The sequence below is a fragment of the Variovorax durovernensis genome (genome assembly GCF_977011995.1).
The window spans coordinates 870,381-896,696 of record NZ_CDRNCW010000001.1 but is presented as its reverse complement, the minus strand read 5'-3'; the positions used below and the strand labels follow the sequence as shown (position 1 = coordinate 896,696).

Annotated in this window: 31 protein-coding genes and 1 pseudogene; 10 read left to right on the top strand and 22 right to left on the bottom strand. The window is 67.3% G+C overall.

The window, feature by feature from the left end:
* Positions 1–7: 7 nt before the first annotated feature.
* The 6 genes from ACWV14_RS04170 to ACWV14_RS04145 all read right to left on the bottom strand — a co-directional run bounded on the left by ACWV14_RS04170 (position 8) and on the right by ACWV14_RS04145 (position 4,862).
* On the bottom strand, positions 8–1,042 hold the full coding sequence (locus ACWV14_RS04170) for an FUSC family protein (protein ID WP_454906519.1): 1,035 nt from the start codon (positions 1,040–1,042) through the stop codon (positions 8–10).
* Positions 1,039–1,515: a MarR family winged helix-turn-helix transcriptional regulator gene (locus tag ACWV14_RS04165; protein WP_454906521.1), complete on the bottom strand. Its 477-nt coding sequence runs from the start codon at positions 1,513–1,515 to the stop codon at positions 1,039–1,041. The genes ACWV14_RS04170 and ACWV14_RS04165 overlap by 4 nt, the downstream gene beginning before the upstream one ends.
* A 41-nt stretch (positions 1,516–1,556) precedes the next feature.
* The gene (locus tag ACWV14_RS04160) at positions 1,557–2,246 is read right to left on the bottom strand and encodes a DUF2242 domain-containing protein (RefSeq protein WP_454906523.1); all 690 of its coding nucleotides are present in this window, start codon (positions 2,244–2,246) and stop codon (positions 1,557–1,559) included.
* 97 nt (positions 2,247–2,343) lie between these two features.
* Positions 2,344–2,997 carry a nucleoside/nucleotide kinase family protein gene (locus ACWV14_RS04155; RefSeq protein ID WP_454906525.1) on the bottom strand — a complete coding sequence of 218 codons (654 nt, stop codon included), beginning with the start codon at positions 2,995–2,997 and terminating at the stop codon, positions 2,344–2,346.
* A 25-nt stretch (positions 2,998–3,022) separates the two neighbouring features.
* Positions 3,023–3,544, bottom strand: coding sequence for an alpha-ketoglutarate-dependent dioxygenase AlkB family protein (locus tag ACWV14_RS04150; protein WP_454906527.1), 522 nt, complete (start codon positions 3,542–3,544; stop codon positions 3,023–3,025).
* A gap of 43 nt (positions 3,545–3,587) precedes the next feature.
* On the bottom strand, positions 3,588–4,862 hold the full coding sequence (locus ACWV14_RS04145; protein ID WP_409194383.1) for a Glu/Leu/Phe/Val family dehydrogenase: 1,275 nt from the start codon (positions 4,860–4,862) through the stop codon (positions 3,588–3,590).
* A 230-nt stretch (positions 4,863–5,092) separates the two neighbouring features.
* On the opposite strand from ACWV14_RS04145, the gene ACWV14_RS04140 reads away from it, so the two are divergent.
* Both ACWV14_RS04140 and ACWV14_RS04135 read left to right on the top strand, forming a co-directional pair.
* Positions 5,093–5,515, top strand: coding sequence for a hypothetical protein (locus ACWV14_RS04140; RefSeq protein ID WP_454906529.1), 423 nt, complete (start codon positions 5,093–5,095; stop codon positions 5,513–5,515).
* A 143-nt stretch (positions 5,516–5,658) separates the two neighbouring features.
* Positions 5,659–6,126 (top strand): Lrp/AsnC ligand binding domain-containing protein, encoded by a 468-nt coding sequence (locus ACWV14_RS04135; RefSeq protein ID WP_081266040.1) that lies wholly within the window; start codon positions 5,659–5,661, stop codon positions 6,124–6,126.
* Between the two features lie 4 nt (positions 6,127–6,130).
* Here ACWV14_RS04135 and ACWV14_RS04130 read toward each other — a convergent pair whose 3' ends face one another.
* On the bottom strand, positions 6,131–6,841 hold the full coding sequence (locus tag ACWV14_RS04130) for a YggS family pyridoxal phosphate-dependent enzyme (protein WP_454906531.1): 711 nt from the start codon (positions 6,839–6,841) through the stop codon (positions 6,131–6,133).
* 51 nt (positions 6,842–6,892) lie between these two features.
* Between ACWV14_RS04130 and ACWV14_RS04125 the strand changes: the two genes are divergently transcribed.
* Positions 6,893–7,936, top strand: a complete 1,044-nt coding sequence (locus ACWV14_RS04125) for a type IV pilus twitching motility protein PilT (protein WP_081266042.1) — start codon at positions 6,893–6,895, stop codon at positions 7,934–7,936.
* A 136-nt stretch (positions 7,937–8,072) separates the two neighbouring features.
* The gene (locus tag ACWV14_RS04120; RefSeq protein WP_454906533.1) at positions 8,073–9,209 is read left to right on the top strand and encodes a PilT/PilU family type 4a pilus ATPase; all 1,137 of its coding nucleotides are present in this window, start codon (positions 8,073–8,075) and stop codon (positions 9,207–9,209) included.
* On the opposite strand, the gene ACWV14_RS04115 is transcribed toward ACWV14_RS04120, so the two are convergent.
* Positions 9,206–10,756: an MFS transporter gene (locus tag ACWV14_RS04115; RefSeq protein ID WP_454906535.1), complete on the bottom strand. Its 1,551-nt coding sequence runs from the start codon at positions 10,754–10,756 to the stop codon at positions 9,206–9,208. The genes ACWV14_RS04120 and ACWV14_RS04115 overlap by 4 nt on opposite strands.
* The gene (locus ACWV14_RS04110; RefSeq protein WP_422084771.1) at positions 10,753–11,235 is read right to left on the bottom strand and encodes a MerR family transcriptional regulator; all 483 of its coding nucleotides are present in this window, start codon (positions 11,233–11,235) and stop codon (positions 10,753–10,755) included. The genes ACWV14_RS04115 and ACWV14_RS04110 overlap by 4 nt, the downstream gene beginning before the upstream one ends.
* Positions 11,236–11,322: 87 nt before the next feature.
* Between ACWV14_RS04110 and ACWV14_RS04105 the strand changes: the two genes are divergently transcribed.
* Entirely contained in the window at positions 11,323–12,231 is a 909-nt protein-coding gene (locus ACWV14_RS04105) for an NAD(P)-dependent oxidoreductase (RefSeq protein ID WP_454906537.1), read from the top strand.
* Between the two features lie 42 nt (positions 12,232–12,273).
* On the opposite strand, the gene ACWV14_RS04100 is transcribed toward ACWV14_RS04105, so the two are convergent.
* The 3 genes from ACWV14_RS04100 to ACWV14_RS04090 form a co-directional block, all read right to left on the bottom strand.
* On the bottom strand, positions 12,274–13,062 hold the full coding sequence (locus ACWV14_RS04100; protein WP_454906539.1) for a BON domain-containing protein: 789 nt from the start codon (positions 13,060–13,062) through the stop codon (positions 12,274–12,276).
* Positions 13,059–13,703: an SIS domain-containing protein gene (locus ACWV14_RS04095; RefSeq protein ID WP_081266048.1), complete on the bottom strand. Its 645-nt coding sequence runs from the start codon at positions 13,701–13,703 to the stop codon at positions 13,059–13,061. Before ACWV14_RS04095 ends, ACWV14_RS04100 begins: the two co-directional genes overlap by 4 nt.
* A gap of 86 nt (positions 13,704–13,789) precedes the next feature.
* Entirely contained in the window at positions 13,790–14,158 is a 369-nt protein-coding gene (locus ACWV14_RS04090; RefSeq protein WP_422084768.1) for a YraN family protein, read from the bottom strand.
* A 46-nt stretch (positions 14,159–14,204) separates the two neighbouring features.
* On the opposite strand from ACWV14_RS04090, the gene rsmI reads away from it, so the two are divergent.
* A complete protein-coding gene (rsmI, locus tag ACWV14_RS04085; RefSeq protein ID WP_454906541.1) occupies positions 14,205–15,152 on the top strand; it encodes a 16S rRNA (cytidine(1402)-2'-O)-methyltransferase in 948 nt (315 codons plus the stop codon).
* Here rsmI and ACWV14_RS04080 read toward each other — a convergent pair.
* Both ACWV14_RS04080 and ACWV14_RS04075 read right to left on the bottom strand, forming a co-directional pair.
* A complete protein-coding gene (locus ACWV14_RS04080; RefSeq protein WP_454906543.1) occupies positions 15,149–15,685 on the bottom strand; it encodes an RNA 2'-phosphotransferase in 537 nt (178 codons plus the stop codon). The genes rsmI and ACWV14_RS04080 overlap by 4 nt on opposite strands.
* Positions 15,682–16,578, bottom strand: coding sequence for a LysR family transcriptional regulator (locus ACWV14_RS04075; RefSeq protein WP_454906545.1), 897 nt, complete (start codon positions 16,576–16,578; stop codon positions 15,682–15,684). The genes ACWV14_RS04080 and ACWV14_RS04075 overlap by 4 nt, the downstream gene beginning before the upstream one ends.
* A 97-nt stretch (positions 16,579–16,675) precedes the next feature.
* On the opposite strand from ACWV14_RS04075, the gene ACWV14_RS04070 reads away from it, so the two are divergent.
* Positions 16,676–17,173 carry a hypothetical protein gene (locus ACWV14_RS04070; protein ID WP_454906547.1) on the top strand — a complete coding sequence of 166 codons (498 nt, stop codon included), beginning with the start codon at positions 16,676–16,678 and terminating at the stop codon, positions 17,171–17,173.
* A 15-nt stretch (positions 17,174–17,188) separates the two neighbouring features.
* Here the strand turns inward: ACWV14_RS04070 and ACWV14_RS04065 are convergent, their stop codons facing one another.
* Together ACWV14_RS04065 and ACWV14_RS04060 are read right to left on the bottom strand one after the other, a co-directional pair.
* Complete coding sequence (locus tag ACWV14_RS04065) at positions 17,189–17,917, bottom strand: glutathione S-transferase (protein WP_454906549.1); 729 nt, start codon at positions 17,915–17,917, stop codon at positions 17,189–17,191.
* Positions 17,918–18,007: 90 nt separating this feature from the next.
* Entirely contained in the window at positions 18,008–18,811 is an 804-nt protein-coding gene (locus ACWV14_RS04060; protein WP_454907828.1) for a sulfite exporter TauE/SafE family protein, read from the bottom strand.
* Between the two features lie 135 nt (positions 18,812–18,946).
* Here ACWV14_RS04060 and ACWV14_RS04055 point away from each other — a divergent pair, with 135 nt between their 5' ends.
* Complete coding sequence (locus ACWV14_RS04055) at positions 18,947–19,714, top strand: AraC family transcriptional regulator (protein ID WP_454906551.1); 768 nt, start codon at positions 18,947–18,949, stop codon at positions 19,712–19,714.
* Between the two features lie 27 nt (positions 19,715–19,741).
* On the opposite strand, the gene ACWV14_RS04050 is transcribed toward ACWV14_RS04055, so the two are convergent.
* Complete coding sequence (locus tag ACWV14_RS04050) at positions 19,742–19,969, bottom strand: hypothetical protein (protein WP_454906553.1); 228 nt, start codon at positions 19,967–19,969, stop codon at positions 19,742–19,744.
* Positions 19,970–20,223: 254 nt separating this feature from the next.
* Between ACWV14_RS04050 and istA the strand changes: the two genes are divergently transcribed.
* Positions 20,224–21,813 (top strand): IS21 family transposase, encoded by a 1,590-nt coding sequence (istA, locus tag ACWV14_RS04045; protein WP_454901620.1) that lies wholly within the window; start codon positions 20,224–20,226, stop codon positions 21,811–21,813.
* Positions 21,803–22,606, top strand: a complete 804-nt coding sequence (gene istB / locus ACWV14_RS04040) for an IS21-like element helper ATPase IstB (RefSeq protein WP_454901618.1) — start codon at positions 21,803–21,805, stop codon at positions 22,604–22,606. Before istA ends, istB begins: the two co-directional genes overlap by 11 nt.
* Positions 22,607–22,677: 71 nt before the next feature.
* Here the strand turns inward: istB and ACWV14_RS04035 are convergent.
* The 5 genes and pseudogenes from ACWV14_RS04035 to ACWV14_RS04015 form a co-directional block, all read right to left on the bottom strand.
* Positions 22,678–22,827, bottom strand: a pseudogene (locus ACWV14_RS04035) (endonuclease); the annotation flags it as partial.
* A gap of 135 nt (positions 22,828–22,962) precedes the next feature.
* A complete protein-coding gene (locus ACWV14_RS04030) occupies positions 22,963–23,928 on the bottom strand; it encodes a DUF932 domain-containing protein (RefSeq protein WP_454906555.1) in 966 nt (321 codons plus the stop codon).
* A 121-nt stretch (positions 23,929–24,049) separates the two neighbouring features.
* Positions 24,050–24,397, bottom strand: a complete 348-nt coding sequence (locus ACWV14_RS04025) for a DUF2958 domain-containing protein (protein WP_454906556.1) — start codon at positions 24,395–24,397, stop codon at positions 24,050–24,052.
* 51 nt (positions 24,398–24,448) lie between these two features.
* Positions 24,449–24,865, bottom strand: a complete 417-nt coding sequence (locus ACWV14_RS04020; RefSeq protein WP_454906558.1) for a hypothetical protein — start codon at positions 24,863–24,865, stop codon at positions 24,449–24,451.
* Between the two features lie 894 nt (positions 24,866–25,759).
* Positions 25,760–26,260 carry a cupredoxin domain-containing protein gene (locus ACWV14_RS04015; RefSeq protein ID WP_454906560.1) on the bottom strand — a complete coding sequence of 167 codons (501 nt, stop codon included), beginning with the start codon at positions 26,258–26,260 and terminating at the stop codon, positions 25,760–25,762.
* Positions 26,261–26,316: the final 56 nt, after the last annotated feature.

The window sequence follows — 26,316 nt, the reverse complement described above, 5'->3', positions numbered from 1 at the left end:
CGCCAGTTCAGCCGGCGCCGGACGGGTTCTGGCGGGCGGGTTGGAGCGTGTGCTGCAGGTGCCGGAGGTCGTCGAGCAGCAGGTTCAGCGGCGCAGCCAGCATCGCGTTCGACGGGGTGCCGTGCGACGCTTGCGCGCAGCGTTCGAGTTCCGCCAGATCCGGCGGCGCGCACTTGACTTCGAGTGCGTCGGCCATTCCGGCGATGGCCTTGGCGGCTGCTCGCGCAGCGTCATGCCGGAACGAGCCGGGTGCTTCGTCGCCCTTCGCCAGCCGGAGTACGCGGTCCAGCACGACGGCATCCTGGAAGATGCGTGCCGCCAGCCGCGCCCTGTTGCGGTAGGTACGGGCAGTGCCCGCAGCCGCGCCGCGCCGCCACCATCGCGCTTCCATGTCGGCGCTGCCCGCCAGCACGGCCAGCCTCCCCAGCGCCGCGCGCGTGCCGATGTCGATGCGCTCCCGCTCCGCATCTGCGGGCCGGGTAGTAGCCGCCATGCGCTTCGCGATGCCGCGCAGCAAGGCGGCACAGCCTTCGTCGAAACGCACGCCCGCGTGGTATTCGGACATGACGGTAGAGACCGCCAGCGCCACGCCCACGCCGATGCCGATCTGCACCATGCGCAGCAGCGCCACCTGCAATGCCGAGTGGCCGGGGATGCCGCCGGCCGACAGGATGATCAGCGCCGCCACGGGCGCGCTGCGCAGGCCCGGCACCGCCGCGCCGGCAAAGGCCAGCAGCATGACGACGGCCAGCGTGACCGGCAGCACAGGCGCGCCGTGATGCTGCAGGTAGACGCCCGCAAGGCCGCACAGCGCGCCGGCCGCGGTGCCGCGCACGCGGTCCCAGCCGGCATCGAGCGTGGAGCCAGCGCTCGGCCGCATGACGATCAGCACGCTCATCACGGCCCAGAAGCTCTCCGGCAGATGCAGCGCGACTGACACGATCCAGGCAAGCGCCACCGCGGCGGCCAGTTGCACGCCGGGACGCCAGCGGCCGTGACGCCAGAGCCCCGTGAAATGCTGCAGCGCCGGCACCGCGTTCATGGCTTCGTCGGCCCGAAGGCATCGAGGAGGGCCAGCGTGGCGCTGAGGCCGTCGATCAGTTCGCAGGCCTGCAGCAGCACGGCGCGCTGCTGCGCATCCAGCGTGGCGCCGATCGCCCCGGCCAGCGCCGATTCGCGCGACCGCATGATCGCCTTCAGCCGCTTCGTGCCTTCGGGCGTGAGCGACAGCACCGACTGGCGCCCGTCGCTGGCATGCGGGGCGCGCGCGATCCAGTCTTCGGCTTCGAGTTCGGCCAGCAGCCGCGTCAGCGACTGCGGCTTGACGCGCTCCAGCGCCGCCAGCGCGGTCGAGGTGTTGGGGCCGTGGCGGTGCAACTGGCCGAGCACGCTGAGCTTGGCCACGCTCGGGCCGTCAGGTGTGGCGCTGCCGCTGCGCAGTTGCCGCGACAACAGCGCGACGGAGTTGCGAAGACGCGTGGCGCACTGCGCCGGATCCGGGGAGGTCGAAGCCATGCCCGGATTGTAAGACTCATCTTATTATTTGACGACCCGCGTCAACCCCGGTTCGGCGACGAGTTCACGGGGTAGGTGGTGGCAGGCCCTTCGGCGGGCAACGGCGCCGCGGCCGGTTTCTCGGGCTTTTCTTCCTGGGGGGCATCGGCCTCGTCTTCCGGGCCTTCGAGGAAGCGGTCGAGCAGCGCGAAGAAGCGGTCGTAGAAGCGCTCGTCGGTCAGCGTCTCGCTCGCGACCTTGACCATCGCGTCGTCGCTGCCAGAGAACGGCAGCGAGAGCGAGCCGATCGCGCCCACGCCGAGGCTGGCCGAGTTGTTGACCTTCTTGATGCCGTACCGGTCCTGCAGCGCCGTCGCGAAGGCCACGGTGTTCTTGCTGGCCTTGCCGCCGCCCCGCGCGCTCTCGCGCGCGCAGACCACGCGGAACTCGACCTCCACATGCACCTCGGCCGCCGGCTGGAAGCTCTTGCGCCCGGTCACGAGGTCGGCGTTGGCCGCGGTGATCATGTAGCCCTGGCTCAACAGCGCGCGGCGCGCGGCTTCGCAGGTCTCGGCCTCGGTGGCCTGGTAGTCGCGGGTGTGGGTGGTGGTCGAGCCGAAGGCCTCGGGCTCGTAGTTGACCTTGCGCTGGACGACACCGCCGCAGCCGGCCAGTACGAGTGCGGACGAAAGGCCCAGCCAGAGGACCGGTGCGCGAAGAGAACGGAAGTGCATGGGGTGCATGAACGGCATGGAGCGGCGAATGCTAACCGGCGCTAGTGCCGGCAAGGCTTCGAGCGCGCCGGCGCGCCGGCGTTCCCTGTCCGGCGTGAAAGTTTTACCGGCGGGCTCAGGCCCAGGGCAGCACGTGGTGGGCGCGCACCCGCGTGGCCGCGATCAGCCGCGCATTGGGCGCGTCGGTGCTGGCGACCCACGCGCGCGCCTCTTCGAGGCTGCGGCCGAACTGCTGGTGGCGCCGCACCAGCCGCTCTTCGCGCAGCGCATCGTCGATGTCCACGTACCAGACCTCGTCGAGCATCGCCGCCGCGCCGGCCCATGGGCCGACGTCGTGCAGCAGGTAGTTGCCTTCGGTGATGACCAGCTGCGTCGCCGGCAGCACAGCGATGGCGCCGGCCACCGGCTCCTCGATCTCGCGTCGGAATTCGGGGGCATAGACGATGTCGCCTTCGGGCCGCTGCTCGCGCAGGCGCTGCAGCAGCGCGACATAGCCGGCGCTGTCGAAGGTGTCGGGGGCGCCCTTGCGGCCGGCGCGGCCGAGCCGCTGCAGTTCGACGTTGGCGAGGTGGAAGCCGTCCATGGGCACGACCTGCGCACGGTCGGCGCCCACCAGCGCGAGCAGTGCCGCCGCGAGCGTGGACTTGCCGGCGCCGGGCGCGCCGACCAGGCCCAGGAGCTTGCGCTTACCGCCGGCCATCAGGGCCTGCAGGCGGGCTGCGCTGTCGAGCGGGAGGGGAGGAAGGATCTGCGCGGAATGGGTAGTCATTGCCGGAGCGTAGCGTCCCGCGGCGCTATTTCAGAATCTCGCGGAACGTCAGGCTGATGCGCTCCCCCGCGCCATCGGCCTTGGGAATCGCGTGCAGCCAGTCCTGCTGTACGGCCGCCGACATGTAGAGCATCGATCCGTGCGGCAGCGGGTAGTCGAAGCGGGCGCTGCTGTCGGACTTGCTGCGATACGCGATCGACCGCGTGGCGCCGACGGACACGATGGCCACGCCCGTGCCGGGCGCCAGCGCGTCTAGAGCGTCCGAATGGAATCCCATCGACGACGCGCCGTCGGCATAGCGGTTGAGCAGGCAGTTGTTGGGACGAAAGCCGAGCGCGGCTTCGATCCGGTCGCACAGCGCTTCGAGCTGGGCGGGGATCGGCACGGCCTCGTAGGCGATCTGCGAATAGTCGTACGGCACGCCGAAGCTGGCGGTCTGGCGTGCGCGCATGCGCTCGTCCCACGTCACCGCGGACCGGAGCCATTCGAGAAGGGCATCGGGCGACGCGACGAACGCGGGATCGAGGTGAATTGGCGGACCGCTCATGGGTCCGCAGGATACAAGGAACGGCGCCCTGCGATCAGGGAGATCAGGGATACAGGCCGCGTTCCTGGCGCGCCATCAGGATGCGCTCGCAGGCCACTGCGTACGTCGCGGTGCGCAGCGTGATCTTGTGCTTGTCCGCCGTGTCCCAGATCTGGTTGAGCGCGTTCATCATGATGCGGTCGAGGCGCACGTTGATCTCGTCCTCGTCCCAGAAGAAGGACGAGAAGTCCTGCACCCATTCGAAGTAGCTCACGGTCACGCCGCCGGCGTTGCAGATCACGTCGGGCACCACCAGCACGCCGCGCTCGGCGAGGATGTCGTCGGCGGTCGGCACCGTGGGGCCGTTGGCGCCTTCGAGCACCAGCTTGGCGGTGGTCTTCTGCGCGCGCTCGGCGGTGATCTGGCCTTCGAGGGCGGCCGGGATCAGGATGTCGCAGGCGACATTCCAGAAGTCTTCGTTCGGCACGATGTCGCCGCCGGCCTTGAAGGCGACCACGCCTTCCTTGTTGGCCACGGGAATCAGCTTGGCCAGGTCGAGGCCGTTGCTGTTGACGATGGTGCCGGTGTGGTCCTGCACCGCGACGATCTTGGCGCCTGCTTCGGCGAAGAGTTCGGCAGCGACGGAGCCCACGTTGCCGAAGCCCTGCACCGCGATGCGCGCACCGCGCAGGTCCATGCCCAGGCGCCGCGCCGCTTCGCGGCCGGTGACGAACACGCCGCGGCCCGTGGCCTTCACGCGGCCGAGCGAGCCGCCCAGGTGCAGCGGCTTGCCGGTGACGACGCCGGTGGCCGTGCCGCCGACGTTCATCGAGTAGGTGTCCATCATCCACGCCATGATCTGCGCGTTGGTGTTGACGTCGGGCGCGGGGATGTCGGTGTGCGGGCCGATGATGATGCCGATCTCGCTGGTGTAGCGGCGCGTGACCTTCTCCAGCTCCTGCAGCGACAGCTTCTTGGGGTCGACGCGGATGCCGCCCTTGGCGCCGCCGTACGGCAGGTTGACGGCCGCGGTCTTGATGGTCATCCAGGCCGACAGCGCCATCACTTCCTCGAGCGTGACGTCGGGGTGGAAGCGCACGCCGCCCTTGCCCGGGCCGCGGCTCATGTTGTGCTGCACGCGGTAGCCCTCGAAGTGGGCGATGGTGCCGTCATCCATCTCGATAGGCACGTCGACGATCAGCGCGCGCTTGGGGCGCTTCAAGGTTTCGACCCAGCGGGCCAGCGGGCCGAGGTACGGCACGACACGGTCGACCTGCGAAAGATAGGTGCCCCACGGGCTGTTGGCGGTCGGGCTGACGAAGGAGAGTTTTTCGCTCATGAGAGATCCCTTGGTTGAACGGGTGCCCGCAACGATAGACCTCCGCCGCGCGTTGCGCCATGGCTTATGCGCGCCGCGCTGGCGGTTATGCAAGAGACGTTAGGGCGCCTCGCGCGAGGGCGCTGCGCAGATGACAAAACCGTCATCGACGGGTTATCGATCCGGCGGATGCGCTTCGTAGAGTTGGCCTCACTGATCAACACACAAGCAACCACCTCAAGGAGTTACGCATGAAGAAGCCATCGTCCACCGCCCGCCTGCTGGCCACCACCGCTGTCGCGGCCCTGCTCGGCGCAGCCGCCGCGCCCAGCCTTGCCGGCAACTACGCAGAAGGCGATCCGCGCCCGGTGCCGATGGCTTCGTCCACCACCCGCGCCGCGGTGACCGCCGACGCACAGCAATGGCTGAAGGCCGCGCCGACGCAGGGCTACACCGACGCCATCGCGCAGGCGCCGGCCATGGTGTCGACGAACACGCGCGCCGCCGTTGCGGCCGACACGCAGCTGTGGCTGCAGTCGGGACTCGCGGCCAAGCAGAACAGCGAAGCCGGCGCCGATGCCGCGCAACCGGGTTACCGCCAGGCCGCCGCCGACTACAGCAACCGCAAGGCGGCGGCGCAGGCCCAGGCACAACCGGGCACCACGCTGCGCTGACCGGCGACAAAAATGCCCACACCCTCAGGGCAAGGGTAGGCAATGGGTAGGCCGAGGCATTTCCTTGGTTCTATCTCCTATAGCCGGCTCGCACAGGCCGCACTTTCTTCACGAAATACAGGTGCGAGCCGGATAATCCTCCGATGCTCGACCTCGACCGCATCGATCTGCGCCTGCTGAAGATTCTTCAGGAGGACGGCCGCATCACCAACCTCAAGCTGGCCGAGGCGGTGGCGCTGTCCCCCACTGCGGTGCTGGCGCGGGTGCAGCGCCTGACGCGCGACGGCTTCATCCAGGGCTACGAGGCGCGGCTCGATCCGCAAAAGCTGGGGCGCGGCTTCACCGTGTTCGTCGAGGTGCTGCTCGACCGCACCACGCCCAACGTGTTCGACCAGTTCAAGGCCGCCGTGCAGGTGCGCGACGAGATCATGGAATGCCACATGGTCGCGGGCGGCTTCGACTACCTGCTCAAGACCCGCATGGCCGACATGGCCGCCTACCGCGAGTTCGCGGGCACCGTGCTGTGGCAGTTGCCCGGCGTGCGCGAGACGCGGACCTACGCGGTGATGGAAGAAGTGAAAAGCAGCGCGCGGCTGCCGCTCGGGATCTGAGCTTTCAGGCCGGGTCGGCGGGCTTGCGCGCCCGGCCACCGAAGATGGCCGTGCCCACGCGCACCATCGTGCTGCCGGCGCTGATGGCAGCTTCGAGGTCCGCGCTCATGCCCAGAGAGAGCGTGTCGAGTTCGATGCCCGCGTTGCGGATCGATTCGAAGAGCGCATGTGCCCGCAGGAACAACTCGCGCTGCGCGGCGAAGTCGGGCGCCGGCTCGGGGATCGCCATGAGCCCGCGCAGCCGCAGCTGTGGCAAGGCCGCCACAGCCTGCGCCAGCGGCAGTGCCTCGTCGGGCGTCACGCCGGACTTGTTGGCGCCGCCGTCCACATTAACCTGAAGGCATACATTCAGCGGCGGCAGGTGCGCCGGCCGCTGGGCCGACAGGCGCTCGGCAATCTTGAGCCGGTCGATGCTGTGGACCCAGTCGAAATGCTCCGCCACGGGCCGTGTCTTGTTGCTCTGCAGGGGGCCGATGCAGTGCCATTCGAGGTGGGCGCGCAAGTCGGCCAATGCCTCGATCTTGTCCAGCCCTTCCTGCACGTAGTTCTCGCCGAAGGCCGACTGGCCCGCCGCATGCGCCTCGCGCACGGCCTCCGCCCCGAAGGTCTTGGACACCGCCAGCAACCGCACCCCGGCCGGGTCGCGGCCGGCCGTTACACACGCCTGCGCGATCCGGTTGTTTACTTGCTGGAGGTCGTCGCCAATCATCGTCATAATCGTCCAAAATCGTATCAAAACGTCACCGAACTCGATTCGAGGAGCCCCGTGGACATCACCCAACTGCTGGCATTCAGCGTCAAGAACAAAGCCTCCGACCTGCATCTTTCCGCGGGCCTGCCGCCCATGATCCGCGTGAACGGCGACGTGCGCCGCATCAACGTCGACGCGCTCGACCACAAGGGCGTGCATGCCATGGTGTACGACATCATGAGCGACACGCACCGCAAGCACTACGAAGAGTTCCTGGAGGTCGACTTCTCGTTCGAGATCGACGGCCTTGCGCGCTTCCGCGTGAACGCCTTCAACCAGGCGCGCGGCGCGGCTGCGGTGTTCCGGACCATTCCCTCGAAGATCCTGACGCTGGAGCAGCTGAACGCGCCCAAGATTTTCGGCGAACTCGCGCTCAAGCCGCGCGGGCTGGTGCTGGTGACAGGCCCCACCGGTTCGGGCAAGTCGACCACGCTGGCAGCCATGGTCAACTACCTCAACGAAAACGAGTACGGCCACATCCTCACGGTGGAAGACCCGATCGAGTTCGTGCACGAGTCGAAGAAGTGCCTGATCAACCAGCGCGAAGTGGGACCGATGACGCTGTCGTTCTCGAACGCGCTGCGCTCCGCACTGCGCGAAGACCCGGACGCCATCCTGGTGGGCGAGCTGCGCGACCTGGAAACCATTCGCCTGGCCATGACCGCGGCCGAAACGGGCCACCTGGTGTTCGGCACGCTGCACACCTCGTCGGCCGCCAAGACCATCGACCGGATCATCGACGTGTTCCCGGGCGAGGAAAAGGAAATGATCCGCGCCATGCTGTCGGAGTCGCTGCAGGCGGTGATCTCGCAGACGCTGTGCAAGACCAAGGACGGCCAGGGCCGCGTGGCGGCGCACGAGATCATGCTGGGCACGCCGGCCATCCGCAACCTGATCCGCGAGGCCAAGGTGGCGCAGATGTATTCCACCATCCAGACCGGACAGGGCCAGGGCATGCAGACGCTCGACCAGAACCTGACGGATCTGGTGCGCCGCAATACCATCTCGGCTGCGGAAGCCCGTGGCAAGGCGAAGATCCCCGAAAACTTCCCCGGCTAGTCATGAGGCCCCCCGGCTTTTCACTTCGCTGCGCTGCGTGCAACTCCACCCCCCAGCGGGGAGGCGCGGCCGCCTTGGGGCGGCCCGGCGGTCGGCCGCCAGCGAGTTCAATCTAAACAGATCAAGGAGCGCTCTCATGGAACGCGATCAAGCCAGCCAGTTCATCAACGACCTGCTCAAGCTCATGGTGAGCCGCGCCGGCAGCGACCTGTTCATCACCGCCGACTTCCCGCCGGCCATCAAGGTCGACGGCAAGGTGACCAAGGTGTCGCAGCAGGCGCTGGGGGCGCAGCACACGCTGGCGCTCACGCGCTCGATCATGAACGACCGCCAGACGGCGGAATTCGAGCGCACCAAGGAGTGCAACTTCGCGATCTCGCCCACCGGCATCGGCCGCTTCCGCGTGAACGCGTTCGTGCAGCAGGGCAAGGTCGGCATGGTGCTGCGGACCATTCCCGCCAAGCTGCCGACCATCGACGGCCTGGGCATGCCGCAGGTGCTGAAGGAAGTGACGATGAGCAAGCGCGGCCTGTGCATCCTGGTGGGTGCCACGGGCTCGGGCAAGTCGACCACGCTGGCCGCGATGATCGACTGGCGCAACGAGAACTCGTACGGCCACATCGTGACGGTGGAAGACCCGGTGGAATTCGTGCACCCGCACAAGAACTGCGTTGTGACGCAGCGCGAAGTGGGCATCGACACCGACAGCTGGGAAGCCGCGCTGAAGAACACGCTTCGCCAGGCGCCCGACGTGATCCTGATGGGCGAAATCCGTGACCGCGAGACCATGGAACACGCGGTGGCCTTCGCCGAGACCGGCCACCTGTGCATGGCAACGCTGCACGCCAACAGCGCCAACCAGGCGCTGGACCGCATCATCAACTTCTTCCCCGAAGAGCGCCGCGCGCAATTGCTGATGGACCTGTCGCTGAACCTGCGCTCGCTGATCTCGCAGCGGCTGGTGCCTACCGAGGACGGCCTGGGCCGCGTCGCGGCCGTCGAGGTGCTGCTGAACACGCCGCTGATTTCCGACCTGATCTTCAAGGGCGAGGTGGGCGAGATCAAGGAGATCATGAAGAAGAGCCGCAACCTGGGCATGCAGACCTTTGACCAGGCGCTGTTCGACCTGTTCGAGAGCCACTCGATCACCTTCGAGGACGCGATCCGCAACGCCGATTCGGCCAATGACCTGCGGCTGCAGATCAAGCTCAACAGCCAGCGCGCGCGCAGCACCGACCTGGCCGCAGGCACCGAGCATTTCGCGATCGTCTAGTCGATCGTCTTCTGCCACGCGGCGAACAAGCCCGCCGCCAGCGCAATCACAGCCATCGCGGTGAAGCCGTCGAGCGAGGCCATGAAGGTGGCCTGCTGTTCGAGCGTGCGCCAGAGCGTGCCCAGCGCCATTGCATGGGCCTCGCCCGCCGCATGGCCGGCCGCGGCGAAGCCGTGGGTCAGCGACTCCAGCGCCTGCATGAAGCTGGCGTTCGCGGGGTTGGCCGACTCGCTCAGGCGCACTTCGTGCAGCGCCAGGCGGTGCTGCTGCAGCGCGATCACGCTCGACGTCGCGAATGAAATCGCCAGCTGGCGCACGAGGTTCTTGAGCCGGTAGCCGTGCGCGAACTCCTCCGCCGCGAAAGGCCTGAAGGTGAGGTTGGCAACGGGCAGCACCACGAAAAGCATCAGCAGGCCGCGCAGCAGCAGCGGGGCCAGCAGGGCCTCGCGCCCTGCCTGCGGCGTGACCCGCGACAGCCACCACGCCGCCAGCGCCGCGATGCCGAAACCCGCGACGATGAGCCACTTCTTGCGCGTCAGCCGCGCCGAGTAGCGCAGGTAGACGAACACCAGCAGCCCGGTGGCGAGCGAGGCGGCGCCGGTGAAGTAGCCGGTGTTGCCCACGGTAAAGCCGAGCCCGCCTTCCATCAGGCGCGGCAGCAGGTAGCTGAAGGCCGTGGAGAGGTAGTAATAGACGACGTAGAGCGCGAGCCCCACGCGGAACGACGCGTTGCGCAGCGCGTGCAGACGCACCAGTGGCGCCGGGTGCCGCCACTGCTGCCATCCGAACCATGCGAGCCCCGCGACGCCGGCGAGCGTCAGCCCGATCAGCGCGGGCGAGCCGGTGAACAACTCGAAGTGCGAGCGCGTGAGCACCACCTGCAGCGCGGCCTGCGCGAGCGCGAACACCACGTAGGCGATGTAATGCGGCTCGGTGCGTTCGTGCGGCGCGACGTCGCCGATGTCGGGCAGCGTCCAGAGCACCAGCACGCCGATCAACGCGGCGGCCGGCGCGGTGCTGGCGAACAGCCAGCGCCAGTCGAAGTTGGTGACGAGAAAGGCGCCGGCAATGGGCGCCAGCGCGCCGCCGAACACGATGAGCACCATGAAGGCCTTCAGCGCCTGGGCCCGGCGCGCGGGCGCAATGCCGATCTGGATCAGGATGCGGCAGGCGCCGAGCATCGGCCCGACGAAGTAGCCCTGCACTGCGCGCGCGGCCGTGAGTTGCATCGAGCTGTCGCAGAGCGCGGCGCCCACGCCACCCAGCGCAAAAGCGAACATGCAGACCGCGAGGTAGCGCCGGTAACCCAGCCGCTCGACCCACGCATGCTGGTGCAGGATGCCGAGCACCGCGCCTAGCGCATAGGCGCTGGAGGCCCACACCAGTTCGTCGGGCGAGGCATTGACGCCGCCGGCGATGTAGCTCGCGAAGAACGCGAACAGCGCGTTGTCGAAGTAGTCGATGGCCGTGACGAGGCCGATGGCCCAGGGCAGCAGCGCGACCGCGGCATTGCCGCGCGAAGGCCACGCCAGGGCCGGGGAGCTCATGGCGCCGGCCGCTCCTTGCGGCGTTGCTCCAGCGCCTCTTCCACCGGCTCGCCGGCGAGGCGGCGCTCCACGTAGTCGAGGTCGCGCCGCAGCTGCGCCTGCAGCGATGCGGCCTCCTTGAGCTCGCGGCGCACCTGGGCCACGCGCGCATCCAGCGTCGAGAGCTGCCCGGTCAGGGTTTCGCGCAGGGTCTTGAGCGATGCGTTCGACAGTCGCGGGCGGCCGCCTTCGGCCGGCGCTTCCATCGGCTGCTGCAGCATCGTGGTGATGGCCGTGAGCGAGAAGCCCAGCGAACGCATGCGCAGCACGCGTGCGAGCTTGTCGAGGTCGGCCTGCTCGTAGAGGCGGTAGCCGCCTTCGCTGCGCTCCGGCACCACGATGCCCAGCTCTTCGTAGTACTTGAGCGTGCGCGGCGTGACCTCGAGCCGGGCCGCGGCATCGCGCACGGTGATGGTCCTGGCGGAGTTCGGCGTGGTCATGATGGCACCATTCTACTTAAACCTGTACGTTCACGTACAGGTTTGGGCCGTCGCACCGGTCGCGGAATGGCTTTAAGCTGTCGTCCCATGAGCAGCATCAACACCCGCACCTACGAATCCGTCCCCGCGCAGACCGTCGCCTTCCTGGGCCTCGGCGTCATGGGCGGCCCCATGGCCGGCCACCTGGCCAAGGCCGGCCACAGCGTCACGGTCTACAACCGCACGCCAGCCAAGGCCCAGGCCTGGGCCGCCGAATTCGGCGCGCCCGGCCGCCACGCCCCGACCCCGCGCGAGGCCGCCGCAGGCGCCGACATCGTGTTCTGCTGCGTCGGCAACGACGACGACCTGCGCTCGGTGGTGCTGGGCGACGACGGCGCCTTCGCCGGCATGAAGAAGGGCGCGGCCTTCGTCGACCACACGACCGCCTCGGCCGACGTGGCGCGCGAGCTGGCGAAGGCGGCGCAGGCGCTGGGCCTGCACTTCATCGACGCGCCCGTCTCGGGCGGCCAGGCCGGCGCGCAGAACGGCGCGCTCACCGTCATGTGCGGCGGCGACGCGGCCGTGTTCGAGCGCATCAGGCCGGTGGCGATGGCTTTCTCGCGCGCGGTCACGCTGCTGGGCGAGAGCGGCGCCGGCCAGCTCGCGAAGATGGTGAACCAGATCGCCATCGCGGGGCTGGTGCAGGGCCTGTCGGAAGCCATTGCCTTCGGCCAGCGCGCCGGGCTTGACATGGAAGCCGTGCTGGGCGTCATCAGCAAGGGCGCGGCCCAGAGCTGGCAGATGGAAAACCGCGGCAAGACCATGATCGAGGGCAAGTTCGACTACGGCTTCGCGGTCGACTGGATGCGCAAGGACCTGGGCCTGGTGCTCGACGAGGCCAAGCGCAACGGCGCGCGCGTGCCGGTGACGGCGCTGGTCGACCAGTTCTACGCCGACGTGCAGCAGGCCGGCGGGCGGCGCTGGGACACCTCGAGCCTCATCACCCGCCTCAAATAAGAAAAGCCCGCTGAGCGGGCTTTTTCAATTCAGCGCTTTTCTTCAGCGAATCGGTGAGGTCGTCGCGCCGCTGGCGGGCAGCGGCTCCATCGGCGGCAGCGGCACGCGCGACGATGAAGAAGACGCCGGCGCCGACGGCGTAGCCGACGTCACCGGCGCGGGGCCCTGGCCACCGCGTTGCGCCGCGGCCTGGTTCGCCGCCTGGCTGGCGGCCAGGTCGGCCTCGGAGACGACCTCGACCACGCGCACCACCTTCACAACACCCGTCACGCCACGCGTGATTTCAGTGGCGCGGTCGGTTTCGCGGCGGGTGGCGATGCCCATCAGGTAGACCACGCCGCGCTCCGTCACCACCTTGAACGAGTTGGCGAAGATGTCCTTGGCGTCGAGCAGCGAGGCCTTCACCTTGCCGGTGATGTACAGGTCGTTCGAGCGGTCCTGGAAGGTGCTCGAGCTGCCCACGGTCAGCTCGTTGACCACCGAGCGCACGTTGACGACGCGGCTCACCTCGTCCTCGACGCGTCGGCGGTCGGCGTCGCTGCCAACGGCGCCGGTCAGCAGCACCTGGCGGTTGTAGCTCGTGACGCTCACGTACATCTGGTCGTTGGCGATGTCGCGTACCCGTGCGGCGGCGCGAAGCTCGATGCCCTGGTCGTCGAGTTGCGCGCCCGAGCTGCGGCGGTCGGTCGCCACCATGCCCACGCCCACTACCGCGGCGCCGCCCACCACCAGCGGCACACAGGCGGAAAGGCCCGCGACCAGCGCGCCCCCCAGGGTGAGCGCGATGGCGAAACGTCGGGCCGGTGTCGTTTTCATGGTTGCGAGGTTCATGGGGAAACTTCCTGTTCTCCGAGTAACTGGGCATCCACGCCGTCGCACAGGCAATGCAGCGCGAGCAGGTGGACTTCGTGGATGCGTGCCGCACGCTCGTGCGGCACGCTGATCTGGACGTCGGTTTCGCGCAGCGCGCGGCCGATGGCGCCGCCGGTGCCGCTGCTGCCGGCACCCGGCGCCGAAGGCGCGCCCGAGGCGGCGTTGCCCAGCAGCGCGACCACGGTCATGTCGCGTTCGTGCGCGGCCGTCACGGCCGCGAGCACCGCCGCCGATTGGCCGCTGGCGCTCAGCGCGAGCAGCACGTCGCCGGCCTGGCCGAGCGCGCGCACCTGGCGGGCGAAGCGGTCGGCGTCGATGGCGTTGGCGCTGTCGGCATTGGGGTCGGTGGTGTCGCCGGGCAGCGCGATGGCGCCGAGCTCGGGCCGCTCGCGTTCGAAGCGGCCCACGAACTGCGCGGCGAACTGGGCCGCCAGCAGCCCCGACACGCCGGCACCGCAGGCGAGCACCTTGCCGCCGCTGGTCACGCAGGCCAGGATGGCCTGCATTGCCTGAGAGATGGGTTTGCTGAGGACCGGTCCGGTCTGGTATTTGAGGTCGGCACTATCGATGAAGTGCTGCTGAATCCGTTGCTCGAGCATGAGGCGGGATGATAACTGGGGGCTGTGAAACAAGACGTGTGAGTTGTGGAGCCTTCAAGAGGGCTTCAGTTCCCGCGAAGAAGGCATCAGCCGGCATCGAAGGCCGCCTGCAACCAGGTGATTTTCTCCTCGACCAGCACCACGTCGAAGCGGCACGGCGGCAGCGTGCGCAGCTGGTTCAGGTAGTGCCGCGCCGCGAACACGATGCGCCGTTGCTTCAGGCCCGTGATGCTGCCGCCCGCGCCGCCGTGCGTGCCGGTGCTGCGCTGGCGGACCTCGACGAAGACCAGCGTGTGGTCGCGCGGATCGCGCATGATCAGGTCGATCTCGCCGCCGCCGCGCCCGGGCGTCCGATAATTGCGCGCGACCAGCACCAGGCCGGCGTCCTGCAGATGTTCGAGCGCGGCGTCTTCCGCCGCATCGCCGCGATGCTTCGTTGTGGTGTCGGTCTTCATGGCTCCCTGCCTGCAATCTTCTTGTTCGATCTGACGGAGAAACCTCTTGGCTTCACTCGCCCCTGCTTCTTTCGGCGCCGCCCTCGCGGCCGCGCACGACGCCGCGGGTGCGCAGCATTATCCGCAAGGCACCCTCTACGTGGTCGCCACGCCGATCGGCAACCTGGCCGACATCACCTTGCGCGCGCTGCATGTGCTGCAGCTGGTCGACGCGATCGCCTGCGAGGACACGCGCCACACCCAGAGCCTGCTGCGCGCCTACGGCATCGACCGGCCCGGCGCGCGGCTGCTCGCGGTGCACCAGCACAACGAGGCCGAGGCCGCGCAGGCCGTGGTCGCTAGGCTCGCGCAGGGCGAGCGCATCGCCTATGTCAGCGATGCCGGCACGCCCGGCGTGAGCGACCCCGGCGCCCGGCTGGCCGCCGCGGTGCGCGCGGCCGGCCAACGCGTGCTGCCTTTGCCCGGCGCCAGCAGCGTGACCACGCTGGTCGGCGCGGCGGGCCTGGTGGCCGACGGCGGCGACGGCAATGCCAGCAGCGCCTTCGTATTCGCCGGCTTCCTGCCGAGCAAGGCCGGCGAACGCGACACCGCCGTTCAGGCGCTGTCGCAGGAGCCTCGTGCCGTCGTGCTGCTGGAGGCGCCGCACCGCATCGAAAGCCTGGCGCGCGCGCTCGCGACGCTGGGCGAACGCCGCATCACCGTGGGCCGCGAGCTGACCAAGCAGTTCGAGGAAATCGCGACCGTTGCGGCCAGCGCCCTGCCCGACTGGTTCGGCGCCGACCGCGACCGCACGCGCGGCGAGTTCGCGCTGGTGCTGCACCCGGTGGCGGTAAGCGGCGACGGCGGTGCCGAGGGCGAGCGGGTCCTGCGGCTGTTGCTGGCGGAACTGCCGGTGAAGACGGCGGTGAAGCTGGCCGCGGAAATCAGTGGTGCACCGCGCAATACCTTGTATGAATTGGCGCTGCGCATTCGCAATGGCGCGGAAGACGCCTAGCCCGACAGAAACTCCGGCGGCACGGCTGCGGTCAGCCAGACACCGTTCTCGGCGCAATGAAAGGAGTGCCCCAGCGCATGCATGCGGCCTGCGTCGACCACGAGCACATGAGCCTTGCCATGCCGGCGCCCGACTTGCACCGCGGTGGCTTCGTCAGCCGACAGATGCACATGCTGCCGGGCGCCCGGCAAGAGCCCCCGCGCGCGGATCGCGTCGAGAAAACGCGTGGCCGTGCCGTGAAAAAGCAATGCTGGCGGTGCCAACGCTTCGAAGCCGCGGCTGACTTGCTGCGTCGAATGGCCTTGCAGGGCGCGGATGCGGCGCCCATCGGCGGACAGCTCATAGCGCTTCTTCGTGCCCGAGTCGACCGCCTGCACGACGTCCGCCCGCGCGAGGTCGCGCCCTCCGGCTACGGCGCCCGCCACCAGCGCATCGATGTAGGCCCAACCTTCCGCATCGAGCCGCAGGCCGACCGATTCCGGCGCGTGACGCAGCACGTAGGCGATGAACTTGCTGGCGCTCTCGGGCGTCATGGCGCGGCCTTCCAGTGATCTCGATGCGTCAGAAGCGCGTCCATGAGCCGCTGTGCGTGCGGTGTCGGAGGGCGATCGGCACCGTGGAACATGTGATATTCGAGCGGTGGATAACCCTGCAACGGAATCGCCACCAGCCCCTTGGGAATTCGGCAGCAGGCGTTGACCACGGCAAGCCCGAAACCCAGCTGAGCGAAACGCAGCATCAGTTCCCAGCCATTGGCTTCGAGCGACGGCTGCCACGGCACCGACTCCGCCTGAAGCAGCCGGCCCAGCATCTCGCGGTGCGGCCGCCCTTCCGGTGGCACGATCAGTTGAGCGTCTTTCAAGTCCCGCAGTCGCACCGATTTGCGTGAAGCCAGGGCATGCGTGCGCGGTACGACCAGCACCTGGCCCACGGCCGTGAGGCGCACCGCCGCCAGGTCTTCAGGCGCGGCGCCCAGGGGCGCAATGCCTAGTTGCGCCTGTCCGGCCCGCACGGCCTGGATCGCTTCGTCCCGGTTGCGCGTGAGCAATTGCAGGTGCGGCGAGGCGCCAGGCCCCGAGAACTGCGACAGAGCCTTGCCCAGCAGATAGAGATAAGCCCCCTCGCCCGCAGCCAGCGTGACGACCGGCTGGTCTCGCCCAGCGGCAAGGCCTTTCACGAAGCGTTGGTTGAGAGCGAGCAGCTCCCGCGCATGCCGTGCGACCTGCTCACCCGCGCTGGTGAGCTCGAGCGCGCCACCGATCCGCATGTACAGCCTTGCATCAAGCTGTTCGGCCAATTTGCGCACTTTCGCATGCAGGGCCGGCTGGCTGATGTGAAGCAGGCGCGCCGACTCGCTGAAGTTCAGCGTGTCCGCGAACACTGCGAAAGACTGAAGGGCGTCGAGATTGGTGCGAGGAACATCCATCTATCCATTTTATGGATAGCACATCCAATATCAGTAGTTCCTGATGATTGGCTTCATTTCTACGATTCGCCTGCTTCAAACACAAAGGGAATCAGAAATGCAAGACTCCACTCATCTCCCCCGGCTCGGCATCGACATCGGCCGCGTGCTCATCGCCGCCGAAGGCGCCGGCGGCGCGGACACCTCGTTCATCGGTGGCTCGTTGCAGGACGCGCTGGAGACGCCGCCGTACGAAGGCATGTTCGACGCCGTCGCGCCGCTGGTCGAAAGGTTCGAAGGCCGCGTCTGGCTGGTCTCGAAGTGCGGCCCCAGCGTTCAGGCAAAGAGCCGTGCATGGCTGCAGCACCACCGCTTTTTCGAACGCACCGGCATCGCGCCCGCCAATCTGCGCTTCTGCCTTCAGAGGCCGCAAAAGGCCGATCACTGCCGCGACCTTCGTATCACGCACTTCATCGACGACCGCACCGACGTGCTGCACCATCTGGAGGGCATCGTGCCGAACCGGTATCTCTTCGGCCCGCAGAGCAAGCCGGTCACAGTCGCCGCGCTGGTGCTGCTGCCGTCTTGGAAGGATGCGGCGGCACTCGTGGCCTGAAGGTCCCGGCGCTGGCTAGCCGTCCAGCTCCGCATACCGCCTGAAGATCCCGTCTTCATTGAACGCTATACGCCGTGGACTCTGCAGGTAGTCGTGCACCCGCTGGCGGCGCTTGACGTTGCCATGCAGTTTCTCGACCGCCGGCGTTGCATCCAGCGCGCGCGCCGTGGCCTTGGGGAACGCATAGCGAAGGCCACCCACCAGCTGGAACAGCGACAGGTCTGCGTAGGTCAGCGTGTCGCCGACCAGGTGCAGGCTGCCTGAGGGGTTGCGCTGCAGCACCTGTTCGAACCAGTTGAGGAACTTCGGGATGCGCTCTTCGCGAAAGGCCTTGGCGCGCTGCATGGCGGCGTCGCGCTGGTCTTCGTAGTAGGCGCCGGTCGATATGGGATGGTGCGTGTCGTGCGCCTCCGCCACCGCGTCGGCGATGGTGAGCTGCAGCTGGTGCGTCCACAGCCCGTCGGACTCGCCCACGCCCGACAGGCCCAGACGTGGCCCGAGGTACAGCAGGATCGCAGCGGTCTGGCCGACCACGATGTCGCCGTCGACAAGGAACGGCGGCGCGAACGCGGGGCGCGCGTTGCCCGCATCGCCGAGGCGGCGGCCCAGCGCGGACTCTCCACCGCCTTTCGACTCGGGCAGCCGCGCCACGTCGACGTAATCGGCACCGGCCGCCTCGAGCGCGAGCCGCACGAATTCACCGCGGCCCTGGATGGTGGGCCAGTAATGGAGTTGGTATGGCATGCGGCCATGGTGTCATGGCTCGGCGGGCCGCCGCAAGCCTTTGGCACGAAGCAGCGACTTCCGCTGACAGGCACGCTTTGGCATGCACGCTCAGCGCAGCACCATGCCCGCCAGCACCGCCACCAGCAGGCCCAGGTAGACCCAGGTGTGGATGCGGTCCGGAATGCGGCCGATCAGCGGCGCGGCCGCGCGCACGCCAACCAGCGAACCCGCCACCAGCGCGGCGAACGCGAGCACGTCCACGTAGCCGATGTGCCACCCTTCCAGCGACGAGGCCGAGTTCCATGCGAGCCCCATGTAGGTCGCGGTGCCGGCCAGCGCAACAGGCAGCGACAACGGGTTGGCCATGGCTGTGGCATGCGTCATTGCGGCGCCCCGGCGGCGCATCAGCGGCACGGTCATGACGCTGCCGCCCACGCCGAGGAACGCGGCAATCAGCCCGATGACGAAGCTGCCGAAGGTCGCGACTTTCCCCGACAGCGGGCGCGCCACGACAGGTGCGGTGTGCGCGATAAAACCGGGGCGGAACACGCAATCGAGGATGGTCGCACCGAGGTACGCGATGAAGGCCCAGCGCACGAACTCGCCATCGGCCGCAACAGCCGCTGCAGCTCCCACCACGGCACCTGCGCCGATGGGCCGCAGCAGCGGGCGCACCTGAGCCCAGTCGAGCGTGCCGGCGCGCTGGTGCCGCCGCGTGGCGAGCATGGCGCTGACGATCATCACGCAGGTCGAAGTGGCCACGGCGATGTGCATGGCGGACTGGCCGGTGGCGCTGTCCGCGCCGTACTCCGCGATCAACGCCCGGTAGAGCAAGGGAACGACGACGAAGCCGCCGCCAAAACCGAACAGCACGGTGGTGACGCCCGCCAGGCAACCGAAGCCGGCAAGCATGAGATAGATCGACACGAAACGCTCCTGTGCATTGAGGACAAGGCCGTCACGATAGGTCGGCACGGCTTGGCGCGCTTGCGCATGTAGGCCAATAATGTTTGCGTTCCGGCCAACCTTCTTTTCTGCCACCACGCCATGCGCAATGTCCCGCTCGACTCCGTGGATGCCATCGCCCGCGCGGTGCTGGCCATAGGCACCGACTACCCGCCGGGCACGATGCTGCACACGCACAGCCACCGGCGCGCGCAGTTGCTGTACGGCGCCACCGGCGTGATGGAAGTCGGCACCGACGATGGCGCCTGGGTCGTGCCGCCGCAACGCGGCGTGTGGATTCCGGCCGGCAAGCCGCACCGGGTGCGCATGCTCGGGGTGAGCACGCGCAGCCTCTACATCGAGCCGCGCGACGTGCCGCGCAAGGGCGACCAGTGCGAGGTGCTGAACGTGTCGTCGCTGCTGCGCCAGCTGCTGATGGAAGCCATCGAAGTGCCGGCCGAATACGACAGGCAAGGCCGCGACGGTGTGCTGATGCGCCTCGTGCTGCATGAGGTGGCGCGCGCCGAGGCCTTGCCGCTGCTGCACGTGCCGCTGCCGCGCGACAAGGCGCTGGCGGCGCTTTGCGTGGAATTTCTCAGGCGGCCCGACATCCACGCGGCGCCGTCGACATGGGCCGCGCGGCTGAACGTCAGCGAACGCACCTTCAACCGCCGCTTCAGCCTCGAGACGGGCATGGCTTTCGGAAAGTGGCGCCAGCGCGCCTGCGTGCTGGTGGCGCTGTCACGGCTCGCGGCGGGCGAGCCGGTGACGGTGGTGGCGCTGGATATGGGCTACGACAGCCCGGGCGCGTTCTCGACGATGTTCCGCAAGACGCTGGGGCGCCCGCCCTCGCATTTCACGATGGCGTAGCGGCGCTTCGGGGGCCTGAGCGCTGGCTCACCAGAACTTCCACCACGGCCGCGGCGGCTGGCGCAGCGCCAGCGGGCGGGTGTCGAGGTCGTCGGTGTTCTGCGGCGCGATGGTGTCGCCCGAGCGGCGCCGCATTTCGGTTTCGAGGGCATGTGCGATGCCGCGCGCCTTTTTCTCGCCGCGCAACGCGCGCCGCCGCCATTCGGCGGCATGCGCTGCCAGGCTGGCCTCGTCCAGATCAGTCAACTCCGTCATGGGTGGGGAAAAAGAAAAACCGGAAGCTTTTGGGAGCTTCCGGTCTGGTATGTGGTCGCCGCCAGGAACCGAACTCTTGGCGCCAGGCCGCATAACTCCTTGCTATTCTAACGTTCGATTTTGGCGTATACCCCGAAAAATACCCCGACTGTTGATTTCCATCCAGAAGTGACCCACTTGGCCCGGTGATTTCCATCTAAATCTGACCCACGTGATAACCCTAACCTGCTGCTTTTAGCAGCAGGAGCACAGGAGTGATTGACGTGGCGACACTGAGTGTCATCAGGCGTTGGGCACTGCGAGAGCAACTGTCCATCCGAGAGATAGCCCGGCGCACGGGCTTGTCTCGCAACACCATCCGCAAGTACCTTCGCGAGGGCGAGGCGGCGCCCAGCTACGCGAAGCGCATCAGCCCGAGCAAGCTCGACGCGTTCGCCGAGAAGCTCGGCGGCTGGCTCAAGAGCGAGGCGTCTAAGTCACGCAAGCAGCGGCGCACGCTCAAGCAGATGCACGCCGATCTGGTGGCGCTGGGCTACCAGGGCTCCTACAACCGCGTGGCGGCCTTTGCACGAGCGTGGCATGCGCATCTCCACGAGGTCCAGCAGACGACCGGGCGCGGCACCTTCGTGCCTCTGGCCTTCGGTCCCGGCGAGGCATTCCAGTTCGACTGGAGCGAGGACTGGGCCGTCATCGCTGGTGAACGCACCAAGCTGCAGGTGGCGCACTTCAAGCTCAGCCACAGCCGTGCGTTCATCGTGCGCGCCTACCTGTTGCAGACCCACGAGATGCTGTTCGATGCGCACAACCGGGCCTTCGAGGTACTCGGGGGCGTGCCTCGGCGCGGCATCTACGACAACATGAAGACCGCCGTGGACAAGGTACGCCGCGGCAAGGAGCGCGACATCAACGCGCGCTTCAGCGCCATGGTCAGTCACTACCTGTTCGAGGCCGAGTTCTGCAACCCGGCCTCGGGCTGGGAGAAGGGCCAGGTCGAGAAGAACGTGCGTGATGCGCGCCACCGGTTGTGGCAACCTGTGCCGGCGTTCGCCACGCTGGCGCTGCTCAACGACTGGCTGGAGGACCGCTGCAAGGCGCTGTGGGGCGAGATCGTCCACGGCAAGCTGCCAGGGACCGTAGCCGATGTCTGGGCGCAGGAACGGCCACTACTGTTGCAGATCCCCAGACCCTTCGATGGTTTCGTGGAACACACCAAGCGCGTCTCGCCCACCTGCCTGGTGCACTTCGAGCGCAACCGTTACAGCGTTCCGGCCTCCTACGCGAACCGGCCAGTGAGCCTGCGCGTGTACGCCGAACGCCTCGTCGTGGCGGCCGAGGGCCAGATCGTGTGCGAGCACACGCGCATCATTGACCGTCGCCACGACACCGCAGGTCAGACCGTCTACGACTGGAGGCACTACCTGGCAGTGCTGCAACGCAAGCCAGGAGCGCTCAGGAACGGAGCGCCCTTCAGCGAGCTGCCGCAGGGCTTCCGGCGGCTGCAGGCCGCGCTGCTGAAGCAGCCAGGCGGAGACCGCGAGATGGTGGAGATCCTGGCGCTGGTGCTGCACCACGACGAGCAGGCAGTGCTGACCGCGGTCGAACTGGCGCTGGAAGCCGGCGTGGCCAGCAAGACTCATGTGCTGAATGTGCTGCACCGACTGCTCGATGCCAAGCCCATTGCGCCGGCGCCTGTCACGGCACCGCAGGCACTGCGCCTGATGAACGAGCCGAAGGCCGATGTGCTGCGCTACGACACGCTCCGGGGGCGTGCCAGCGCTGCTGGCGGCCTGCGCGGGCCGCTGAACTCCAAGTCGAGTAGCCAGGAGGTGCGCCATGCGACATGACCCTGCCAGCGGCGCCATCGTGATCATGCTGCGCGAACTCAAGATGCACGGCATGGCCCAGGCCGTCGCGGAGCTGGCCGAGCAGGGATCGCCGGCCTTCGAGGCGGCCCAACCGATGCTCTCGCAGTTGCTAAAGGCAGAGACAGCCGAGCGGGAGGTACGCTCGGTGGCCTACCAGTTGAAGCTCGCTCGCTTCCCAGCCTATCGCGATCTCGCTGGCTTCGACTTCGCCAACAGCGAGGTCAACGAGGCGCTGGTGCGTCAGCTACACCGATGCGAGTTCATGGACGATGCGCAGAACGTGGTGCTCGTGGGCGGTCCGGGCACCGGCAAGACCCACATCGCCACGGCGCTGGGCGTGCAGGCCATCGAGCACCAACACCGCCGGGTGCGCTTCTTCTCGACGGTAGAACTGGTCAACGCACTCGAGCAAGAGAAGGCCAGTGGCAATCCCGGCCACATCGCGCACCGACTGATGTACGCGGACATGGTGGTGCTCGATGAACTGGGCTACCTGCCGTTCAGCGCATCAGGTGGCGCGCTGTTGTTCCATCTGCTGTCCAAACTCTACGAACGCACGAGCGTGGTGATCACAACCAACTTGAGCTTCAGCGAGTGGGCCAGCGTCTTCGGCGACGCGAAGATGACGACGGCGTTGCTGGACCGGCTCACGCATCACTGCCATATTCTGGAGACCGGAAACGACAGCTTCCGCTTCAAGCACAGCTCGGCTCAACCCGTTCAAGCAGTCCAACCTAAAAAGGAGAAAGCCAAGAACTTATCCACACCGTGAGCCGGCTGGCTCGCAAAGAGGGTGGGTCAATATTCGATGGAAATCGCGGGTCAGGATTCCATGGAACTCAACAGACCGACGGCTGCTGCAGCGTCGGAGCTGCCGATGCCGCCCTTGCGGATGTCGAGCCATTGGTCGCGGCTCAGTGCCTGTGTCTTGACCAGCTTTAGGGCTGGCCGGCGTTTGGCGGGCGAGGTGCCCGCCACTTGAAGTTCCGCCATCGCGGTGTCCTTTCTTCGTGGTTGGTCAGTCATGTCCTTGGCGCACCCCAAAAGCACAAAGCCCCGGTCCACCGAAATGGGCCGGGGCTTATGCCGTGGTGACGGACGTGCGAGTCGATCTCGGGGCGTGACCGCTCAGGACGCCAGTTGCAGCGCATGGTCGAGGGCCCGTTGCTTGAGGCCCGCCCCTTGGCCGAACCACGCGCTATCCAGGCGGTATTCCTGGCTGCGGGCGCGGCGCTCGTGATCGACGAACTCGGTCACGGCGCACAGCAGGCCCCAGGCCGTGCCCTTGGCCGCGCTGAGCTCCGCGCCGCGGCCACGGCCCTCGTAGAGCTCCTGCACCTTCTTGAGGGCCCGCTCGTTGGTGAGGGCGGGGCTTTCGGAGTGGCCGTCGGCCTGGCACATCACACGCAGGAAGTAGTTCATCGACTCGTGGCTCTTGACCTTGCGTTCGGACAGCGTTTTCATGCGGTACATGAAGGTGTCCCAGCCCGAGACGGCGATACCGAGCTGCCGCTTGACCGCCTGTGGATCGAACGTCGTGCTGTGCGGCACACGCACGGCACTGCTGGCGCCATTGAGCGCGATCGACAACGTGTTGTTGCACACGACCCGCACGGTGGTTGGTGTGGCGGTGGTGGCCAGGGTGCCGTCGCAGGAGGTGGCAAGCAGGATGTAGCCCTTGACGTTGTCGTTGCCCTTGAGCACCGTTTCTTTGCCGGTGCGCGCGAGCGCCCAGAACTTCTTGCCGGCCTTGAGAACGCCGGCGGTCTCCAGCTCGAAGCCGGAGACCTCGGTGAGGTCACGGTAGAACTCGAGCACTTCACGGGGCTGCACGATCTGGTAGCGACCACCGACGACCGACAGGGGCGCCTTGGTGTCGCTGCGATAGAGCACCTTCTGGTCCTCGAAGGTCATGATGGAGCCGAGCGCGCCGGCCTGCTCGGCCATGTAGCGCACTGGCGTCTCGCAGATGCGCCAGTCCATGCCGGCTTGCCGGGCCCAGACTTCGAGGGGTTGCTTCGGGGGCAACTGGTTGCCCAGTTCGTGCCACGGGGTTTGGCCGACGTAGGCCATTTGCTGGAGGAGGTGTGCCATGGGAATGGTCCTTGTGGAAATGGAGAGATGAAGGAAAGCGGGAGCGGAAAAGACGAAGCCCGCACGAGGCGGGCTTCCGGAGGAGTTGCCGGTGTGCGGCAGGAGGGAGTCATTGGCGGATTCAACTGACGATGCGGCCGGCAGACCGAGCCAATCGCAGGTAGGCGCTCAGGGGTTTGTCGGCGCGCCAGTGCGGGTCGCGTTCGATGCCCAGTGCGCCGCGCATCAGGCGGATGGAGGACAGTTCGCGCACAGACACCTGGCCCGTCTCGGGGCTGCCCAGGCCCAGGTCCGCGAGGCCATAGGCCAGGTCTTCGTCGTCGGGATCGAGTTCGGTGATCAGCCAGGTAGCGGAGCCGCACGGGTTGAACCACTTGAGCACGGGCCAGGGATCGAAGTGCGGGGTGTCGCGCGCGGTGTGGCCGTTGGCCAGCAGCAGGATGCGCAGCTCGGGGGTGATGAGGTCCAAGGGAAGTCCTGAGTGAAAAGGGGTGGGGAAGAAGAAACGGCGCAAGGGCAATCAGCGGCGCGAGACGGAGAAGGTGTGGCCACAGCCAAGGCAGCGACGGTTGCGCAGGATCGCGTCGTCGACGGCCTCGCCGAGTGCTGCACCGACGGCGCAGCCGGCGATTCCGCCGCTCAGGCCACCGAGGATGGCGCCGGCCACGAGGCCCAATGGTGTCGTGGCTGTCACGGCGGCAGCGGCCATGGCCATGCCGATCTCGGCGCCCGTGATGGCGCCAGACAGCGCACCGGAGATACCTCCGGCCGCGCCAGCGACAGTGCCGATGGCGGCACCGGCCTTCTTGCCGGTGTCGCGTGGAACGGTTCGCGGTGATTGGCAGGCCGGGCAGGCAAGATTCGCTGATGTCGCGAATGTCTCGTGGTGTTGAAAAGTTTCATCGTCGAAAGTGGTGGATGTGAAATCGTGGTCCATGAGGTAGGGGGCGATAGAAAACGAGGAACCCCTTGGAGAAGAAAGAACACGCCAGGCGGGGCCAGACGGCACAAAGCCCAGCGCGGCGGTGAGGCCGAGCTGGGCTTTGTTGGACGGGATAGACGTTCTACCGTCTATCCAATGCAGTCATATGGGGCTGAAAATTTCTGGAATCGTCGCGACGGCCGGAACGCGCACCCCGTGCGCGGAGAGCCTCCGGGCGATCGGCAACCGCGCTGATGGCTACACTTTGGGAGCGCGTTCGCGAGGTCCTACGGGCGCACATCGGCAAGGGAGGCTTCGTGAAGCAAATTTGACTCTGCTGGACGGACCGGGTCAGTCATCTCAAACACGAAATCCAGACGACGGCGAATTGGACGCTCGCGACCCCGTACCTACGTCGAGACTACGAAATCATGGTTCGAGCCGGCAACGAGGTCTTCGGGGATGGGACTCATTGGATCGAAGAACGGGAGGTGCCCGAACAAGAACCCGATTCCTCGGCACAATGCATTCCATGGTGGAGCCGGAAACATCGCCCGATGGGCAACTGGGCGCAAGGGCGGTCGAATGGTGCGGAAGAGATTGCAGGGTGACCTGAGTGCCCGCGACGCAGCTCACCAGTTGGAAGTGGAACTGCGCCGATGAGCTGGCTCTTCTTTTCCGGACTGCGACAGCCTCGATTTGAAGTCACTGGAGCTCAGGCAGGAAGGGCGGTGGGACTGGTCTTACGCCCCTCGGCACACGGCCCGCAATCATGGATGACCTGACGAGGTGCTCGAATGCTACGTCCTCACGATGCGATGCAATGTTGAAGCAGCGGGGGCGCCGGACCAGGAGCTCCAGCGGCAAGGCTTTTCGTCTACGTCCTCCAAGCGTCCTCCGCGGATACCCTCAGAACCCTGAGGTCGTGGCGACCTCGACCTTGCCGAGCATGCCGGCTTGGTAGTGCCCCGCGATGAGACAGGCGAAATCGAACTCGCCCGCACGGTTGAAGGTCCAGACGATCTCGCCAGTCTTGCCAGGAGCGACATGTGCCATGTAGGGCTCGGAATGCTCCATGCCCGGGAACTTCATCATGAGCGCGGCATGTTCGTCGAGCTCCTTCTTCGTGCCGATCACGAACTCGTGCATGACCTGTCCTTCATTGCGAATGGACAGCCGGACGGTCTCACCCTGCTTGACTTGGATGCGATCAGGTGTGAAGCGCATGCTGTCGCTCATCTTGAATTCCAGCGTCCGCTTGGCCGCGCTCGCATCGCCCGCGATGCCCCAGCTCTTTTGTTCCTTGCGTACCGGTCCGCTCGACGCGCTGTGATCCTCATCGCCGTGTGCAAGGGCCAGGCCCGAGTACGCCAGGGTGCTGGCGAGCACCAATGTCTTGATCGATTTCATGTGATTCCTCGGGGGGTGGTTGGGCTTGTCTGGAAATGGGTTCAATGATTCTTCGA